A 17,714-nucleotide genomic window follows, 5' to 3' on the forward strand; every position below is an offset into this window, starting at 1 on the left:
GTATTGCCGCATCGGTGTGGTGAAAGGAAGACAAGATGAAGAAATTTTTGGGGATAACCGCGCTGGCCGTGATGTTTTGCGCCAGTAGTGCATTGGCTAACGGATGCGGTTCAAATTACTGGCCCGGAACTTTGCCCGAACATGAGCCGAATTCGGTTGCTGTTTCTGATTTGAGTGATTTCCTTGCAACTTTTCCGACAGCCGAAGGCATCAAGTTCGATATTGAAGTTAAACCCGGCGAGCTATGGATTGATGTTCTGGAATACCCCGGCGAAGTAACTGTCGCCGCAGCGTCCCGAATTCTGTTCATTATCGGACGCATCACTACTGGCGAGTTTGGGTCACTGGTATTGGCCGATGCAGGCGAGGGTCTATTTCGCATTTCAGAAGATGACATTCGTGCAATCGGTTGCCAGTTTGTTTGGGGTGTTGAAGGTCGCGGTCAAAATCCAATCGCCCTCCTAAGGCAGTTTGCCGATGCTCTCACCTACTACGATACAGGCCGCAGGGTCGCCCTTCCGTTTAATGGCTCTCTTCTCGGCGACACGAACAAGGCGATGGCTGTGCTAAACGAGGCCGTGAACCCTCAGTGGGTGCTACGTACCGTCGAGATCAAGTAACCGAGGCTATTCGAGGTCAGGAGAAACCAAAAAATGACTGCGCAATATGAGATCAAACGCATGGCGAACATCAAGGCCCCTGACGGGGTCGAGTCAGTATTCTTTGAGGTCTGGGAAGTCTTCGAGGTAGATGGCGAAGAGAGGGTGCACCGGAACGCTGACCTAGCGTTCAAGTCGGAAGCTGAGGCACAGGCTTGGATTGAAAAGCAATCGGGCTGACGCCCGACAATAGGCAGCGCGGCAACTAGGTTGCAGTTATACGCGCCCTTGCATGACTTGTGTATGACTCGGACAAATCACCCCACAGTAAGTTACTGTTGCAGCGTCGTTTTTCTATCTGCAAATCCCATCCATCATCGGGGCAACCGACAACCTTGCAGCCCTTCTAGTGTTTGTTTTTATTGTGTTTTTCTCAATATTTTGCACTAGCCCAAGTGTCCGAGTTGTTCTGATTTTGGCTTGTTTTTGCCTATTATGTGCTATTGGAACAACTAAAGATGTTCCGAATCACCAAAAAGTTGTTCCGCCGTGGCCCACATCATCGAACGCAAACGCAAGGATGGCAGCACCGCCCAACTCGCACAGATCGCCATCAAAAGAAAAGGGAAATGGGCACATAGAGAGGCCCGAAGCTTCGGCCGGAAAAGCGCGGCCAGCGCATGGCTGAAGAAACGGATGAAGGAAATCGACGCCGCCGGCGACGATCTGTCATCGATCCGCAATCGCGGGCGCACCCTTGCCGACGCTATCGAACGCTACACGCGCGAAAGCGTCAAACAGATTGGCCGCACCAAAGCGCAGGTGTTGCGCTCGATACTTGAATACGACATCGCAGATATGGACTGCAGCGACATCCAGAGCCATGACATCGTGGCCTTCGCCAAGGAAATCGGAACCAGCCGGACGCCATCGACCGTCAGCAACTACCTTTCGCACCTTGGAGCGGTTTTCGCCTTGTCCCGTCCCGCATGAGGCATGGAATTAGATCAGCAAGCGATGAAAGATGCATTTGTGGTCTGCAGTCGCCTGGGTATCACCGGGAAAGGCCGCAGCCGCGACCGCAGGCCCACGCTGAAGGAACTAGACGCGCTACTAACTCTCTTCGAACAAAAGCACCGCCATCGGCCGAGTTCGGTGCCAATGCACCGGGTGATGGGCTTCGCCCTGTTCTCGACGCGTCGTCAGGAAGAAATAGCCCGGATCACTTGGAAGGGCCTAGACACCGATCACAGCCGCCTACTTGTCACTGACATGAAACATCCAGGCGACAAGATCGGCAATGATGTGTGGTGCGACTTGCCTGAACCCGCGCTGAACATCGCCTTGGCAATGCCGCGAATAAAAGACAGTGTGTTTCCCTACCATAGCGACACGGTCAGCGCCGCATTCACTAGGGCCTGCAAATTCTTAGAGATCAAGGATCTACGCTTTCATGACCTGCGCCATGAAGGCGTCTCGCGCCTCTTCGAAACAGGGCTCTTGATCCCGCAGGTTGCAGCTGTGTCCGGCCATCGTTCTTGGTCTTCACTGCAGCGATACACCCACATCAAACAGACGGGCGACAAGTACGAAAACTGGGAATGGCTAGAGCGATTGACTTAACCGTTGCAGGGCTGAAAAAGAAGGACCAAAGGCGAACTGATCTGCCGCGCACTTCGTAAAACTTGAACCGAGACCGAAACGACCGGGAAACCCTTAGCTGATACCAATCCCCAATGATCAGCGCAGTTCTCATTCTGGCGGCCGTCACCGTTACCGACGGCGACACCCTTCGCGGCGGGGATCTGCGGGTTCGCCTATGGGGAATCGACGCGCCCGAATTGAAGGCCGAAGGCGGACCAGCGTCGAATGAGGCTCTGGTCTAGCTGGTCGATGGACAGCCGCTTGTCTGCGATGTGGTGGATGTGGGACGCTACGGGCTCCTGGTCGCGCGTTGCCGTCTTCCCGGAGGTGCGGATCTGGCCTGTGAATTGGTTCGGGCCGGCAAGGCGGTGGATTGGCCGAAGTACAGCGGCGGGGCTTATGCAGGATGTATGAAGTAACTGCGCCAGGAAGGGCGGAAACCGGACTTTCGCTGCAGACCGCCAGAATGTCCGTTTGAGTGATTAGATCGGTAATAGATCAATCATGGTTGTTATCGCTTCGGCCAACGCCGAATTTGTCTATTGAGCGGAGAAAGGGACGAGCACGTTTGCTGAGCTCTGTTCCGCTCATGATCACGGATTGCTCCAAAGCTCACCGACCTGTGCCCCGGTCTGATCATATCGAAACTGAGTTCGTGTGTTGTTCTGGCGCTCGAGACGGAACCAATCCAGCATTTCCGCCCGAAAGACGACGACGCCGAAGACACGCTTTCCACAGCCAGCTTCAGCAACCGGAGAAGAGGGCTCCGTTTCCTTGTTAGAAAATGCCCGTTCATCGCCTGGAGGGCCTCCTGCATAAGTGGTTCTCGTCCAGGGTGGCAGTGCATCCCAAGCGGCCAACGCCTGCGGTGTTTCAGAGGGAAACAATTCCACATTCCCAATCAAACGATGTTGAGTGCGCGTCGTTGAGCAATAGCCAAGGGCGGTTGCTTGCGGGTTCTCAGAAAGCTCCACCCATTTGGCGCTGCGCGTGCCGGTGTGAAACTCCAACTCTCGCCGATTTGGCACCACACGGCGCAACACGACGGTTCGCGCTTGAGGTCTGTGTTCAGCATCAACCGAACACAGTTTCAGGTAGCGATAGCCAGATTGAGGGTCATCCGACGCCCTTACAAGGGCTTACCAAGCCTCTGATTCAACTTCTGAAAGTCGCATATGGGCATTTTCCTCTCCAGTGTCCCCCGGAAACGTCGCAGGGCAGTTTCTGCTTCACAAGCCCTTAATCTGCATGGAAACGAGCTTGCCGCTTTCCAATCCTCGGGCGCCGAGTTTAACGAATCCATCCTTTTCATGAAATTTTAGAGATTGCTCGTTTGGAGGCACCAAGTCAATTTCGGCCGACATGACCAAGCAGCCATCTTTCTTGGCGGCTTCAGCCACGTGGTGGTACAGTTTGCCGCCCAACCCGTGCCCCTGCCCGGCTTTGGACACAACAATCCGGTCGATATAGACAAAGTTGCTCAAGCGATCCGAGAACCAATTGTAGTTACCGTTCTCATAGGCCGCGCCCTTCTGCATCGCCAGCACGAAGCCAATGACAGCGCCGTCCTTTTCGGCAACGATGCAGTGGGAGCTCAACTCCCAAAGCTCCTTGAACCTCCCTGCATCCATTGGGCTTGTGACAGCGACGACTTCTTCATTCAGGGTGACAATAGTTGGAATGTCTTCATGGGTTGCATCGCGCAGGCTGATCATTTTTTTCTCCGGGATCGAATGTTTCAGAGAGACTCTACGCACAAGTTGATCAGTCTATAAAATATAAACTTTGACGTCATATATTCATTCAATGTAAATGCATGTATGCGCCTAACTTACCGACAAGTTCAATATCTTAGAGAGGTCGCCAGACAGGACAGTATTGCTGCGGCATGCAAGGTTCTGGCGATTTCACAGTCCTCTGTGCTTGCTGCGATTGATGCGGCTGAGAATGTCACGGGCACCCAGTTGTTCACGCGCCGCAAAGGGCATGGCATCGCGCTTACGCCGGCTGGGCGGACCTTTCTGATCTCGGCCAATCGGTTCCTGGCCTCAGGAGAGGAATTCTCGCGGGCGTTGGAAAATTTCTCGGAAACATCAGGAACATCATTGCGCATTGGCTGTTTCGTGCCCTTTGGCGCGTTTCTGATTCCGCCTGTCGTTCGCCGTTTCATTGACGCCCATGGGGATTGCGAGATCACCTTGCTCGAAGGGGACCAGACCGAGCTGCGTGCCTGGTTGGCAGCGGGCGAGGTAGATCTGATCGTGACGTATGACATCGGCCAGGAATTCGGTTCCAATATCACACCCATCTGCAAGTTTCCAACGCACGCCCTGGTCAACCGGCAAGATGCGATCGCCGACCTGGAGGTGGTGTCTCTGAAGACATTGGTCGAACATCCGTTGATCCTGCTCGATTTGCCCGAAACGCGTGTCTATCTGCTCGGAATATTCGACAGTATCTCAAGCCGACCCAAAATCGGTTTGCGCACGCGGTCCTATGAAACAGTGCGCTCGGCGGTATCCAACGGACTGGGTGTTTCGATCCTGAACACCCGGCCAACCCCGGAAACTATTCCGGACAGTCCAAATCTTGCCCGGGTGCCGATCAAAGAGAAGCTGCGCCAGCCAACCTTGTTCGTTGCAGACCCTTATGGGGACCAAAAGCCTGCTGGCGTCAAGGCATTCATTAACGTGCTACATCGATACATTGTTGAGCTTGGTCCGCAGAACTTCGCGGTTGTTCACGGTGAACACGCGGAAGATCTGATCTATCCGCCCCCACCCATCTGATCAGCTCAGAACACCATGATGCCGTAGTTCGTCGCGAATACGCGACACAACGGAGCTGTGGAATTCATCAGCGAATGCATCCGGTTGCTGACCATCAATCCGGGCTTTGAGCGGATCTTCAGCCCGGATATCCGAGCCAGACATCTCCTCAAGCATCGAGTGGGCGCAGAAGGGCACATAGAGTTCAGAATAACCCCCTTCATGGGCTGCGACCAGCTTGCCATTGCTGATCTCCAGCAACATCCGGGTCATCTCGCGATAGGTTTCGGGCGAGCACATCATTCGCGCCAGTGGGTCAAATCCCGAGGCGTCAAACCCGCAGGCCACGATGATCAGATCGGCGTCGAATTCCTTTAGTTTCGGGATGACCAGACGCTCCATCACGTCCAGATATGCCTTGTGGCCACAGCCCGGCGGCAGAGGGATATTCATGTTTAAGCCTGCCCCCGCGCCGGTGCCAACCACATCGGTGGTGCCAGTGTCATGAGGATAGCATCGGTCCTGATGGATCGAGATGGTCAGAACGTCATCGCGCTCAAGATAAATGGCCTCGGTGCCATTGCCGTGGTGCACGTCCCAGTCCAAAACAGCGAATTTCTTCCCCAAACCCTTGGCCTGCGCGGCCTCGATAGCGATGGCGATATTGGCCAGAAGGCAGAACCCGTTTGGCCAGTCCGGCAGACAGTGGTGCCCTGGCGGGCGCGAAAGTGCGTAGGCGTTTCGTGCCTGGCCAGTCATTACCTTTACGATGGCAGTTGTCACGAGCCCGGCAGACAGAGCCGCGATCTCAAATGCTCCGGGACCAAAGGGTGTGCGCAGGCCGAGTTCGCCACCGCCGCTGTCGGACATGCTTTTAAACTGGTCCAGATAGCTCTGGGGATGCACGCGGGCGAGGTCTTCCATTGAGGCCGCTGGACCGCTCATCAGATCCAACTCATCGGACAGGCCCGTCACATCCATTAGGTTCTTCAATCGCCGCTTGGTTTCCGGGGCTTCTGGCAACCCGCCCGCAACCATCGGCTGAACCAGCCCACCGACCGGGGCAAGCAGTGCGTAGTTTCCGCCGAAATGCCAGAAACACTTCTCATCCCACACAAATGCTGTCTTGTCGCTCATATCTTGTCCCTCGGGTTTTGTGTTGGCGGATTATGTATTGGGATGCGCGGCCAGAATCCGCGCAGCCGCTGATAGGGCACCGGCCCCATGCGGGATGTTCTGGGCGTGCATTGCCGTTTCAACGGCGCCCAGAACACCCATCACCATGTGAATGTTGAGGTGCCCCATGTGGCCGATGCGGAAATGATCCTCCAGCTCGACTTCGGGGAAGCCAAGCGAGTTGCCCAAGGTGACGCCAGCGTTTTCTTCGCACCAGCTGCAAATCTTCATCGCAACCCCTGGCACGGTGTTGATTGTCGTCACGCCAGACGCCCGATAGGCCGGATCCGAGATGTTCAGCGTCATGGTGCCGGTCGCCCCCCAAGCCTCGACGGCGGCGGCGACAGCTTTAGAAATGGTCGCGTGGCGCGCCCAGACGGCCTCCATCCCTTCTTCGTACAGCATCATGTCCAGCGTTTCGCGCAGGGCGAACATGTGATGAGCCGGCGGGCTACCCGACCAGCGGGGATAGAAGGACTTCGATTTGGCGCGCTCGGTCCAATCCAGGTACTGCCCCGGCGTGGTGTTGGCGCGCGCTGCGTCTGCCTTGTCATTGAAAAAGACAAAGGACAGGCCAATCGGGTTCATAATGCCCTTTTGCCCGGCCGAGACCATGACATCGACGCCCCATTCATCCATTTCAAACCGGTCACATCCCAGCGCCGCAATACAATCGACCATGAACAATGCGCCATGCCCCGCCGCCGTAATTGCCGCGCGCAGCGCCGGAATGTCGTTGCACACAGAGGATGAGGTTTCGGTTTGCACCGCCAGCACGGCCTTGATGCGCCCGTCGGTGTCGTTGCGCAACAGAGCTTCCAACTTCGCCGGATCTGCGTGCTCGGCCATCCCATAATCAAGGTATTGCACTTCTACGCCCAATGTCTGTGCAACCTCACCCCAGCGGTGCGAGAAGAACCCGTTGCTGAGCACCGCAATCTGATCGCCAGAGTTCAAGGTGTTGCGCAGTGCCGCCTCCCAAGCGCCGTGTCCGTTGGCCAGATAGATCGCAGCAAACCCATCGGTGCCTGCGACTTTCTTCAGGTCAGTCAGCAACCCATCGGTCATGTCGACCAACTCACCACTGTAGATGCTGACCGACTGACGGTTCATGGCTGCCATGACCCGGTCAGGCAGAACAGACGGACCAGGAATTGCAAGGATGGGACGGCCTTTGTTCAACGACATGTTCGGCTTTCTCGCAGATTATTGAACTCGATACCTCACTCGGAGGCTCTCCAGTGCTAATCACAGGAAGGAAAGCTCATAAAATATAAAAAGTGATAATGATTGCCCATCAGATGTGCTTACAGCCACATATCTACAAAATGTAGAAATAAGATCAAATAAAACATTTTATGGGAATGGTGATTCGTGATTGCTTTACTCTCACTGCAACAGGGTGACGACATGCAAGACGCAAGAAACTTCTACATCGATGGCGCATGGGTTGCGCCGCATAAGGCTGCCGACCATCAGGTGATCGACCCCTCCCACGAAGAAGCCTACGCTGTGATCTCTCTTGGCGGGCAGACTGACACCGACGCCGCCGTAGCAGCAGCCAAGGCCGCACTGCCGAAATGGCGCACGACCTCGAAAGCCGAGCGTCTTGCCTTGTTGCGGCGGGTTTTGGAGATCTATGAACGCCGCGCCGACGAGATGGGCGAGGCGATGAGCCGGGAAATGGGTGCGCCCATGGATCTGGCCAAGGGCATCCAGACCGGGATCGGGACGATGCATATACAGGCCTTCATCGACACCCTGGAAAGGTTCGAGTTCGAAGAGCCGCTGCGCGCCGATGCGCCGAATGACCGTATCCTTCACGATCCCATTGGCGTTTGCGCCCTGATCACGCCCTGGAACTGGCCGATGAATCAGGTGACGCTCAAAGTCATTCCGGCTCTGGCGGCTGGATGCACCATGATTCTGAAGCCCTCGGAAGAGGCACCAATGTCGTCGATTTTGTTCACTGAAATCCTGCACGAAGCGGGTGTTCCGGCGGGTGTGTTCAACATGGTAAACGGTGACGGTCTGGGGGTCGGCACGCAGCTTTCGGGCCACAAGGATGTAGATTTCGTTTCATTCACCGGGTCGACACGCGCAGGCGTCGCCATTTCGAAAAACGCCGCCGATACGGTCAAGCGCGTGTCGCTGGAGCTGGGTGGCAAAGGCGCCAACATCATTTTTGCGGATGCAGATGCTCAGGCGGTCCAGCGCGGCGCCACCCATTGTTTCAACAACACCGGCCAATCCTGCAACGCCCCGACCCGGATGCTGGTCGAACGGTCCCGCTATGACCTGGCCGTGGCCGAAGCGGTCGAGACGGCGAACGCTCAGGCCGTCGATATTGCCTCGAAAACCGGAGAACACATTGGCCCGATGATCAACCAGACCCAGTTCGACAAGGTGCAATCCATGATCGAGGTCGGCGTCAAGGAAGGGGCCAAGCTGGTCGCTGGTGGCGTCGGTCGCCCCGAGGGGTTGAACCGCGGTTATTTTGTCCGCCCGACTGTCTTTGCCGATTGCAACAACGACATGAATGTCATGCGGCAGGAAATCTTTGGACCGGTGCTGTGCATCATGCCCTTCGACACCGAAGAAGAGGCCCTCGCCATCGCCAATGACACGCCCTATGGCCTGACCAACTATGTCCAGACCACCGACCCTGTTCGCGCCAACCGTATGGCCCGCGCGCTGCAATCGGGCATGGTCGAGATGAACGGCAATTTCCGCTCGGCAGGTGCGCCCTTTGGCGGGTTCAAGCAATCGGGCACTGGACGTGAAGGCGGCACATGGGGGCTGGAAGAGTATCTTGAGGTCAAAGCCGTCGGCGGATGGTTCCCGGAACAATGATCGCGAGCCACATCTGCAAAGGACAATGACATGCCCCTGACGGAACAGCAGATCAACGAATTGGCTGCCGCCTATGACGAGGCGGAAACAAGCCGCGTCGTGACACGTGCGCCATCCTGCCTTTACCCCGAATTTTCGATGCAGGACGCCTATCGCGTGCAATCCGCCTGGGTGGAGTTGCGTCTTGCCAAGGGTGAAAAGGTGGTTGGTCACAAGATCGGACTGACCAGCCGGGCCATGCAGCTGGCTGTGGGCATTGACACACCCGACTATGGTGTGCTGACCGACGCGATGGTGATTGACGACGGCGCGGTGATAGCCCCGGACCGATTTATCATGCCGCGTTTCGAGGTTGAGCTGGGCTTCAAACTCAAAGCGCCATTGGCGGGGCCTGATCTGACAATTTTCGATGTCTTGAACGCCACCGATTGGGTGATCCCAGCGATTGAGTTGATCGACTGCCGAAGCGCCTTAATTGACCCGGAATCGAATACGCCGCTCAACGTGAAGGACTCGATTGCCGACAATGCCGCCAACGCGGGGATTATCTGGGGCGGCAAACCCGTACGTCCCGACGACATCGACCTGCGCCACGTGCCCGGTATCCTCTATAAAAACGGCAAGATCGAAGAGACCGGTGTGTCCGCTGGTGTTCTGGGGCATCCGGCAAACGGTCTTGTCTGGCTGGCGCGCGAACTTGCCAAGGTCGGGGAAGGCTTGAAGGCAGGCGAGTTCGTTCTTGGCGGTAGTTTCACCCGACCGGTTGCAGGCGCTCCAGGGGATACAATTCAATGTGATTTTGGCGCACTTGGGCAGGTGTCCTGCTCGATTGGGCATGAGGGGTAACGATATGCCTGCTCCAGTAAACACGTTCAAACGCGCCCTTCAGATGGGCAAACCTCAGATGGGGTGCTGGGTCGGATTGGCCCATGCCTATGCCGCCGAAATAGCAGGGACTGCCGGGTTCGATTGGCTTTTGATCGACGGCGAACATGCGCCCAATGATCTGCGTGCGATCTCGGAACAAGTCGCGGTTTTGCAGGCCAGCGACAGCCACGTGGCGGTGCGTTTGCCCAATGGTGATCCTGTGCTGATCAAACAGATGCTGGATCTTGGAGCGCAAACCCTGCTAATCCCGATGGTTGAAAGCGCCGATCAGGCCAGGGAATTGGTTCGCGCGGTGCGGTATCCGCCAAACGGGATGCGGGGCGTGGGTTACGCCTTGGCGCGCGCTTCCCAATTCGCTGCGATCCCGGATTACTTGGCCACGGCAGACCAGGAAATCTGCCTATTGCTGCAAGTTGAAAGCAAAGCCGGTCTGGACGCGCTGGATGACATCCTGAAGGTCGAGGGCGTCGATGGCGTCTTTATTGGCCCCGCCGATCTGTCGGTCGATCTGGGTTACGCCCCCTCCGCAGACGCCCCGGAAGTCAAAGAGATCGTTCTGAACGCCATCGACCGGATCGTGGCGGGTGGCAAGGCGGCTGGCATCCTGACTCTGGCCCCGAAATTCATCGCAGAATGCCTGGCGCACCGCGCAACCTTTGTGGCCACCGGCATCGACGTGCTGACGCTCGCCAATGGTCTGCGACAGCTGGTAAAAGATGCAAGGAGCGCAGTCGATGCCCTTTGACGATAAACACGACTATCTGCATGTCGAAGACCTGCACAAATCCTATGGAAACCTTGAAGTCATCAAGGGCGTCAGCTTTTCCATCGATGAGCACAAAGTGCTGTCATTGTTGGGTGCCTCGGGGTCAGGAAAGTCGACGATCCTGCGCTGCATCAACCTGCTTGAAACGCCAAATCAAGGTGACATTTTTATCGACGGTGAACGGCTGCCGCTGTCCGATCCCAACAAGGGGCCGCGCAAGGTGACCGACCAGCGCAAGCTGTGCGAAATCCGCTCGCGTCTGGGCATGGTGTTTCAGCAGTTCAATCTGTGGGCGCATATGACCGTGCTGCAAAACGTGATCGAAGGGCCGATTCAGGTGCTGGGCATGTCCCGTGATGAAGCGGTCGCCAAGGCGGAACACTTCCTCGATCGTGTTGGGATCGCCGACAAGAAAGACAACTACCCCAGCCAGCTTTCAGGCGGCCAGCAGCAACGCGTCGCCATCGCGCGCACCCTGGCGATGGACCCCAAGGTGCTGTTGTTCGATGAACCCACATCGGCGCTGGACCCGGAAATGGTGGGCGAAGTTCTGAGCGTCATGCGCGACCTGGCGTCCGAAGGGCGCAGCATGGTCGTGGTGACCCACGAAATGGGCTTTGCCCGTGAAGTCTCGGACAAAGTGATCTTTCTTCATCAGGGGCTGATCTCGGAGGAAGGCCCACCCGAACAGGTTTTCGAAAATCCGCAATCTGCGGAATGCCAAGGGTTCCTAAGACTGGTTCTCTAAACACACCAAATGGGAGAAATACCATGAAACGCACTGTAATGGCTGCGATCCTGACACTTGTGACTGCTTCGACCGCCTCGGCCGAGGACAAGCTACGCATCGCGACCGAGGGGGCTTTCCCTCCGTTCAACAACGTGACGGCGGATGGCAAGCTTGTCGGCTTCGATGTCGAGATTGCCGAGGCCCTGTGTGCCAAGATGGCGCGCGAATGCGAAATTGTCGCGCAGGATTGGGATGGCATCATCCCAGGCCTGGTGAACAACAAATACGACGCCATCGTCGCCTCGATGTCGATCACCGACGAACGCAAGCAGGCGATTGATTTCACCAATCCCTATTACAGCAACTACCTGAGCATCGTCGCCAAGGACGGTGCCGCGATCACCGTCGATACGCTTGGCGATCACGCCATGGCGGCGCAGCGGTCCACCATCAGCTCGCAATGGGCTGAGGACAATTATGGCCGCCGCGGCGACATCAACCTGTATGATTCTAACCCGGCGGCGTTCTCGGACCTGCAAGCCGGGCGCGTGGAAGCGGTCATCGTCGACTATCTCGTTGCGGCCGAATGGGTCAAACAGAACGAAGGCTTTGGATTTGCCGTTGAAAAGATCGACATCGGCGACGTGATTGGCATCGGCCTGCGCCAAGGCGAAGGTGATTTGAAAGACGCCTTCAACACCGCATTGGACGCAATTCGGGCCGATGGAACCTACCAGGCGATCAGCGCATCCTATTTCGGCGCCGACATTTACTAAGGTGAGAGCCGCCCGAAGGACCGATGTCTTAGGGCAGCTTTTCAATTGAGCAACGGGAGGATACCGCGATGGATGGTGGTGCAAGCACAAGCCTGCTGGGCTTTGGCGCGACAGGATGGGGTGACGACCTCCTGTTCGCTGCCCTGACGACATTTCAGCTTGCGGTCGTGTCGCTGGCCCTTGCGCTTGTGGCGGGGTTTGCCCTTGCGGGGGCAAAACTATCCAGATCGCACATACTGCGGGTTCTGGCCGAGGTTTACACGCTCTTCATCCGGGGTGTGCCCGAGTTCCTGATTATTCTTCTGGTCTTCTTCGGGTCCGAAAGCCTGTTGAACGGCATGGCCGCGACATTGGGGTTCGATGTGCAGATCGAGGTACCCAAATTCGCCGCAGCAGCGGCTGGTTTGTCCCTCATTTTCGCAGCTTATGCCTGCGAAATTTTCCGGGGCGCGTATCTGGCGGTTCCTCCGGGTCAGATCGAAGCGGCTCAAGCCATTGGAATGCGTCCATGGCAAGTCTTCGTCCGCGTGCGGTTTCCCCAACTTTGGCGCTTCGCCATCCCGGGGCTTGGCAACCTTTGGATGGTGGTCCTCAAGGACACCTCTCTGGCCGCCGTCATCGCTTTGAACGAGCTTTTGCGCACCGCTAAGCTGGCCGGTGAAACCGAGCAGGCGCAGCTTCTGTTCTTCTTCACCGCCGGAGCCATTTATCTGGCAATGACCTCGGCGTCTGATGTGATCAGGATAAAAATTGAAAAGCGCGCTCGACGCGGTGTGGCAGGGGCCTGACGATGTATGAAGATCTGAAATTCGCTGCGTCCGATGCCGTTTGTGCGGCTCTTGCCCCGATCTCGCCGGATCTGTTCAACACAATGTGCCCCCGCCTAACGGATGGGCTGTTCGTGACCGTCGAACTTCTGGTTCTGTCAGTCTCCATGGGCTTTGTGCTGGCGGTCCTGATGGTCCTGGCGCGCCTGAGTGGCCGAGGGGTTCTAAGTTTCCCCGCGAACGTCTTCGTCTATGTGTTTCGCGGCACGCCGCTTCTGGTCCAACTGTGGATTGTCTATTTCGGCATCGGCAGTCTTGGCGCGGACAACCTCGGCATTCTCTGGCCATTTTTTCGGGAGGCCTGGTGGGTCGGCCTTTTGGTTTTGACCCTCAACACCAGCGCCTATGTCTGCGAGATCCTGCGCGGCGGCCTCGCCAATGTCGATCACGGTCAGATGCAGGCGGCGATGGCCATTGGTATGAGTTGGTTCAAGGCCATGCGCCGGATCATGCTTCCGCAAGCAATCAGGACAGCTTGGCCTGCCTATGGCAACGAGGTGATCCTCATGATGAAAGGCAGCGCCCTGATCTCGACGATCACTGTATTGGACCTGATGGGTCAGACCCGCACAGTCTTTTCCCGCAACTTTGACCTGATGACCTACTTCTACGCGGCGGTCTACTATCTTATCCTCGCAGGTATCATCACGCTGTTGATTTCGATGGTCGAGAAACGTTTTTCACGTGGTGGTCGACGCTGAGCAGAGTATGCAACTAAAGCCGAAGTTATTGCGAGGTAAGGGGCCGAAGACCGATGAGGTTATCCGGTAACGAAAGTACATTCCCACGGTTGGCACTTGTTGGTCGGACACGAAATTGACGGCACTATTCCCCAAAGCCGTCATTCAGGAGATCACCTGCAAACGGCGACTTTGGGCCGTGAGTGACGGATGCCAAAGTGTCTCAGAGCCAAGATGCTGCGTTGCATCCGATGACTGCAACGAGCCCAATTTGACTAATGCTGCACTTGCTAATGAATGACGGCTATGTTGGGGGTTTTCGCTAATCGAACGTCCGCTGAATGTTCGCGGAGGTTTCCAACAAGGCCTTCTCAATAACGTTTCTCTGGCTTTCAAACCGCGACGATGGAACGGGGACAGAAATGGCATGCAGCTCGCCACTCCAATCTGTGAAGGCAAAACCAATGGCCGAGACTCCACTGGAATGCTCATCAAGATCATAGGCAAGCCCCTTGGCGCGAACTTCTGCAAGTTCACGCATCAAGACCGTCACATCCGTCTGCACACCATTGCGTGTCCACTCGTTCGTGATCAGCTTGATGGCCTCGTCTTCGGGAAGCTGCGCAAGGCAAGCCTTGCCATTTGCAGTGGTGGTCAGCGGAAAGACCTCACCCACCTTGGACACGGTTGTGAGCCGGTGTGTGCCGGGTACCTGATCCAGAAACACCATGCCGATACCGCGCATGACCGCCAGGTCCGTGGTCTCGCCGGTTTTCTGGGTGAGCTCGTTGAGCAGCAGGCGGCAGTGTTCGACGATGTTGTATTGGGCGGCGCCGACCAGCGCGTTCAACTCGGGCCCAAGACGCAGGCCGCTGCCATTTGCGTCCGTGATGACGAAGCCTTCAGTCGACAAGGCGCTGGTGATTCTCTGTACCGTAGAACGGGGCAGACCGACCCGCTCGGCGATTCTCCCAAGACTCAGCCCTGATTGCGTTTCCTTCAAAACGCGAAGAATGGAGGCTGCCCTCGAGATAACCTGAATGCCGCTTTTCTCACTTTTTTCTACTTTATCAATCATTTATTTGTTTTCCTGCTGTCACACACGACCAATCAGTTCTTATTTCCTGCAATCATTAGTGTCCCGCAATACGATACATGTCAACCGCATCGTGACAATATTGTTGACCGCATAGCGGTGCGTATGCATCATCATGCGGGACAGGTGGGAGGAGCCACCCTGACAATTTGACTGCAAAAACCGCCGGGTTTCCGGCGCATAGAGGAGGTTTGCTTGATGGTCGAAATTCGCGGAATTGAGTTCCAAGGCAACACAGACAACGACATGGGGCTGGAGTTTTACAACCTCAGCCATCGCTTTGGATTCCAGAACCCAAACTGGCCCTATTTCGAGGACACCAAGATTGAACGTATCCACTATATGGCCAAGTCCGGGGTGCTTAGCCAACGCATCACCACGACGATGCACGCCACCACGCATATCGACGCCCCGGCACATGTGGTTCAAGGTACACCGTTTATCGACGAGGTGCCGCTGCCGCATTTCTTTGGAACCGGCATAGTCGTCTCCATGCCAAAAAAGAAGTGGGAACCGATCACCTATGACGATCTGGAGGCCGCGTGCGGACACGCAATCCGTCCTGGAGACGTGCTGATCATCAACACCGGCTGGCACAAGCAGTACGAGGACGGCGACTATTTTGCCTATTGCCCTGGTTTCGTGAAATCGGCCGGTGAATGGATGGTCGAAAAAGGCGTGAAAGTTGTCGGTCACGACACCCAGGCAAATGACCACCCGCTGGCCACTGCCATCGGCCCGCAGCGCAATGGTCCGCTCTTGCCGCATCTGGCCGAAGAATACCTGGAATGGTCGGGCGGCATTCCGTGGGACGAAGCCTTCCCGGAATGGGAACCGGTGCATAACATTCTCTTCAAAAACGGCATCCTGGGGATCGAGAACGTTGGCGGTGATCTGGACGCCGTGACCGGCAAGCGCTGCACCTTTGCCTTCTTCCCATGGAACTGGGACCGCGGTGACGGTTGCATCATCCGTTTGGTGGCCATGATGGACAAGGATCAGAACTACCGGATCGAGGCTGGCGAGACATTCTGATTGGGTCGCCGGGCGCTTGTCCGGTGCCTGTGACTGCATAGGAGGAGAAGAGAGTCATGCAAGTTGATAGCATCGGTGGGCGCACCGTTCTTTCATTCGCACATTTGGCCGGGATGATGGATTTGGTGATCCTGCCGCTTTGGGTCGGCGGCATGATCGCATCGTTCGGCTTTTCCCCGATCCTGGCGGGCGGCATTGTCACCCTGTATCTTGTGGGTGTGCTGCTCGCGAATGTTGCGATGTCCCGTCGGTTTGGACACGTCTCGGAACGGATGGTGGCCACGCTTGGTTTTGCCGTGACCGCCTGCCTGTTCTTTGTGATGTCGCGGATTGATCCCTCGGCCGGTACATTCACGCCGACCGCATTGGCGTTGCTGCACTTTGTGGCCGGGATCGGTGCTGGCGCGGGCATCACCATGGTGCACGGCACATTGGGCCAGTCAAAGAACCCCCATGGCGCGTTTTCCGCCGCCAACCTTGGGATCGGCATCTTTGGCATTGTCTTCTTTGCAACAGTACCCGGACTCATGGCCAGCATGGGCGTCGCTGCTGTCTTTCTGGTGGCTTGTGCCATCGTTGGAATCGCCGCGATTCTGGCGCTTGTGGCCTACCCTAAGGCAGAAGAGGCGCCCAACGCCGCAGAGGCGCAGAGCCTGCCACATGACCCGCAGTTGCGTCTGGTGATTGCGGGTATCGTATTGCTGATGCTGGGCAACGCCATCACACTCAGCTTTGTTGAACGCATTGGCGACTTCCGCGGTTTCGCGCCCGAGCAAGTGGCGGGTATGTTGGTTGCCGGTGGTTTTCTGGCTCTCGTCGCCCCGATTGTGGCACATCTGATGCAGCATCGCATTCCTTTGATTGGGGTCGTCATACTTGGGCCGCTCTTTCACGGAGCTCTGTCGCTTGCCGTCTCAAACGCCCCGGTCTTTCCCGTCTTTGCGGCCTGCTACGTCCTGGTCATCCCAACGGTGATTTTCGTTCACACGTTCATGTTTGATCTGTTGGCCAAGCTGGACGCCTCGGGGCGCAGCAACTCGGCGACGGCTTCGATGATGATGTTTGGCGCTGCTGCGGGGCCGTTTCTGGGCGGCGCGACCGCGGATATCTTTGGATACCCCTTTGTCGGCGTGCTCGCTGGCGCGGCTGCGGTCTGTGGGGGCCTGTGTTTTCTGCTGGCAAGAAATCAAGGCTTGTCCAATAGGCTTAGGGAGGCGTCGAAATGAAGATCGGAGACGCCAGCCAACTCCTGCAACAGGATCCTGCACCGCTCGAAGATGGCTTCAAGACGCTTGACGACGGGATGGGCTTTGTGGCGGTGCGCACCGAAATGCCCGGGTGTTCGAGCGAGATGATCAAATGGTGGTTCAGCCATGTTCAGACGACCGAACAATACAAGCAATGGCATCCCAAGGATCACATCTGGAGCGATTGGAAGGGTCCGCGCGACACCGGAGAGTACATCGGAGGCACGCATCTGGTTCACGAAAGGCTGGGCGGCGATGCGATTGCCAAGCTCAAGCTCAATTTTCGGGACCCTACGACCATTCTGGATGCAGAACAGTTGCAATCCGCGGATGTGGGCGTTGCGATTTACGCCAGAGGTGGCCCCTTAAACCTGCCACTGTGGACGGGCCATGTGCTGCATCTGGTGCGGGACACAGACGCCGGATGCGTGATGCGCAGCCGATTTTGGCTGGGAGATGTAAAGCCCGCGGTTCCGCTCTTGTCCGGGATTGTCCGCAGGGAACTGACCTCGGACGAGACCCTGTCAGGCCTGCACAGGCACTGCGCAGAAGAAATGAAGATCCTGGCGGGCTTCCTGCCCGATCTTTTCACCCGCGAAACCACAAAACAAAAAGTCAACTGAGGGACG

The 17,714-nt window shown here is 56.7% G+C and carries 19 protein-coding genes and 2 pseudogenes; 16 read left to right on the forward strand and 5 right to left on the reverse strand.

Going from position 1 to position 17,714, the window contains the following annotated elements:
- The first annotated feature begins 35 nt into the window (after nucleotides 1–35).
- From ACXADQ_RS17270 to ACXADQ_RS17285, 4 genes are all read left to right on the forward strand, one after another.
- Nucleotides 36–620 carry a hypothetical protein gene (locus tag ACXADQ_RS17270; RefSeq protein WP_475323863.1) on the forward strand — a complete coding sequence of 195 codons (585 nt, stop codon included), beginning with the start codon at nucleotides 36–38 and terminating at the stop codon, nucleotides 618–620.
- Between the two features lie 33 nt (nucleotides 621–653).
- The gene (locus ACXADQ_RS17275) at nucleotides 654–839 is read left to right on the forward strand and encodes a hypothetical protein (RefSeq protein ID WP_475323866.1); all 186 of its coding nucleotides are present in this window, start codon (nucleotides 654–656) and stop codon (nucleotides 837–839) included.
- 309 nt (nucleotides 840–1,148) lie between these two features.
- Complete coding sequence (locus ACXADQ_RS17280) at nucleotides 1,149–1,592, forward strand: hypothetical protein (RefSeq protein ID WP_475323870.1); 444 nt, start codon at nucleotides 1,149–1,151, stop codon at nucleotides 1,590–1,592.
- A 3-nt stretch (nucleotides 1,593–1,595) separates the two neighbouring features.
- Nucleotides 1,596–2,222: a site-specific integrase gene (locus ACXADQ_RS17285; RefSeq protein WP_475323874.1), complete on the forward strand. Its 627-nt coding sequence runs from the start codon at nucleotides 1,596–1,598 to the stop codon at nucleotides 2,220–2,222.
- A 614-nt stretch (nucleotides 2,223–2,836) separates the two neighbouring features.
- Here ACXADQ_RS17285 and ACXADQ_RS17290 read toward each other — a convergent pair.
- Together ACXADQ_RS17290 and ACXADQ_RS17295 are read right to left on the reverse strand one after the other, a co-directional pair.
- Nucleotides 2,837–3,349, reverse strand: a pseudogene (locus ACXADQ_RS17290) (hypothetical protein); the annotation flags it as partial.
- Nucleotides 3,350–3,472: 123 nt separating this feature from the next.
- Entirely contained in the window at nucleotides 3,473–3,958 is a 486-nt protein-coding gene (locus ACXADQ_RS17295; RefSeq protein WP_475323878.1) for a GNAT family N-acetyltransferase, read from the reverse strand.
- Nucleotides 3,959–4,063: 105 nt separating this feature from the next.
- Between ACXADQ_RS17295 and ACXADQ_RS17300 the strand changes: the two are divergent.
- A pseudogene (locus tag ACXADQ_RS17300) lies at nucleotides 4,064–4,246 on the forward strand (LysR family transcriptional regulator); the annotation flags it as partial.
- A gap of 69 nt (nucleotides 4,247–4,315) precedes the next feature.
- On the forward strand, nucleotides 4,316–5,032 hold the full coding sequence (locus ACXADQ_RS17305) for a LysR substrate-binding domain-containing protein (protein WP_475326100.1): 717 nt from the start codon (nucleotides 4,316–4,318) through the stop codon (nucleotides 5,030–5,032).
- On the opposite strand, the gene ACXADQ_RS17310 is transcribed toward ACXADQ_RS17305, so the two are convergent.
- Nucleotides 5,033–6,148, reverse strand: coding sequence for a class II histone deacetylase (locus ACXADQ_RS17310; RefSeq protein ID WP_475323880.1), 1,116 nt, complete (start codon nucleotides 6,146–6,148; stop codon nucleotides 5,033–5,035). It lies immediately after the preceding gene.
- 30 nt (nucleotides 6,149–6,178) lie between these two features.
- Nucleotides 6,179–7,375 (reverse strand): pyridoxal-phosphate-dependent aminotransferase family protein, encoded by a 1,197-nt coding sequence (locus ACXADQ_RS17315; protein ID WP_475323882.1) that lies wholly within the window; start codon nucleotides 7,373–7,375, stop codon nucleotides 6,179–6,181.
- A gap of 222 nt (nucleotides 7,376–7,597) precedes the next feature.
- Here ACXADQ_RS17315 and ACXADQ_RS17320 point away from each other — a divergent pair, with 222 nt between their 5' ends.
- The 7 genes from ACXADQ_RS17320 (at nucleotide 7,598) to ACXADQ_RS17350 (ending at nucleotide 13,728) form a co-directional block, all read left to right on the forward strand.
- Nucleotides 7,598–9,040 carry an aldehyde dehydrogenase family protein gene (locus tag ACXADQ_RS17320; RefSeq protein WP_475323885.1) on the forward strand — a complete coding sequence of 481 codons (1,443 nt, stop codon included), beginning with the start codon at nucleotides 7,598–7,600 and terminating at the stop codon, nucleotides 9,038–9,040.
- A 30-nt stretch (nucleotides 9,041–9,070) separates the two neighbouring features.
- Nucleotides 9,071–9,886, forward strand: coding sequence for a 2-oxo-hept-4-ene-1,7-dioate hydratase (hpaH, locus tag ACXADQ_RS17325; protein WP_475323887.1), 816 nt, complete (start codon nucleotides 9,071–9,073; stop codon nucleotides 9,884–9,886).
- 4 nt (nucleotides 9,887–9,890) lie between these two features.
- Complete coding sequence (locus ACXADQ_RS17330; protein ID WP_475323891.1) at nucleotides 9,891–10,673, forward strand: aldolase/citrate lyase family protein; 783 nt, start codon at nucleotides 9,891–9,893, stop codon at nucleotides 10,671–10,673.
- Nucleotides 10,663–11,442, forward strand: a complete 780-nt coding sequence (locus ACXADQ_RS17335) for an ABC transporter ATP-binding protein (protein WP_475323895.1) — start codon at nucleotides 10,663–10,665, stop codon at nucleotides 11,440–11,442. Before ACXADQ_RS17330 ends, ACXADQ_RS17335 begins: the two co-directional genes overlap by 11 nt.
- Nucleotides 11,443–11,465: 23 nt before the next feature.
- Nucleotides 11,466–12,200 carry a transporter substrate-binding domain-containing protein gene (locus ACXADQ_RS17340; protein ID WP_475323899.1) on the forward strand — a complete coding sequence of 245 codons (735 nt, stop codon included), beginning with the start codon at nucleotides 11,466–11,468 and terminating at the stop codon, nucleotides 12,198–12,200.
- A gap of 68 nt (nucleotides 12,201–12,268) precedes the next feature.
- A complete protein-coding gene (locus ACXADQ_RS17345; protein WP_475323903.1) occupies nucleotides 12,269–12,988 on the forward strand; it encodes an ABC transporter permease in 720 nt (239 codons plus the stop codon).
- Nucleotides 12,989–13,071: 83 nt separating this feature from the next.
- Nucleotides 13,072–13,728: an ABC transporter permease gene (locus ACXADQ_RS17350; protein ID WP_475326101.1), complete on the forward strand. Its 657-nt coding sequence runs from the start codon at nucleotides 13,072–13,074 to the stop codon at nucleotides 13,726–13,728.
- Nucleotides 13,729–14,029: 301 nt separating this feature from the next.
- Here ACXADQ_RS17350 and ACXADQ_RS17355 read toward each other — a convergent pair whose 3' ends face one another.
- Nucleotides 14,030–14,785 (reverse strand): IclR family transcriptional regulator, encoded by a 756-nt coding sequence (locus ACXADQ_RS17355; RefSeq protein ID WP_475323907.1) that lies wholly within the window; start codon nucleotides 14,783–14,785, stop codon nucleotides 14,030–14,032.
- A gap of 216 nt (nucleotides 14,786–15,001) precedes the next feature.
- Between ACXADQ_RS17355 and ACXADQ_RS17360 the strand changes: the two genes are divergently transcribed.
- Genes ACXADQ_RS17360 through ACXADQ_RS17370 form a run of 3 tightly spaced genes read left to right on the forward strand, consistent with a single transcriptional unit; the run spans nucleotide 15,002 to nucleotide 17,708 of the window.
- Nucleotides 15,002–15,838, forward strand: a complete 837-nt coding sequence (locus ACXADQ_RS17360) for a cyclase family protein (RefSeq protein WP_475323911.1) — start codon at nucleotides 15,002–15,004, stop codon at nucleotides 15,836–15,838.
- 56 nt (nucleotides 15,839–15,894) lie between these two features.
- Entirely contained in the window at nucleotides 15,895–17,064 is a 1,170-nt protein-coding gene (locus ACXADQ_RS17365) for an MFS transporter (protein ID WP_475323916.1), read from the forward strand.
- A complete protein-coding gene (locus ACXADQ_RS17370; RefSeq protein ID WP_475323919.1) occupies nucleotides 17,061–17,708 on the forward strand; it encodes a DAPG hydrolase family protein in 648 nt (215 codons plus the stop codon). Before ACXADQ_RS17365 ends, ACXADQ_RS17370 begins: the two co-directional genes overlap by 4 nt.
- Nucleotides 17,709–17,714: the final 6 nt, after the last annotated feature.

Source organism: Thalassovita sp. ABM4_323 (assembly GCF_056158665.1).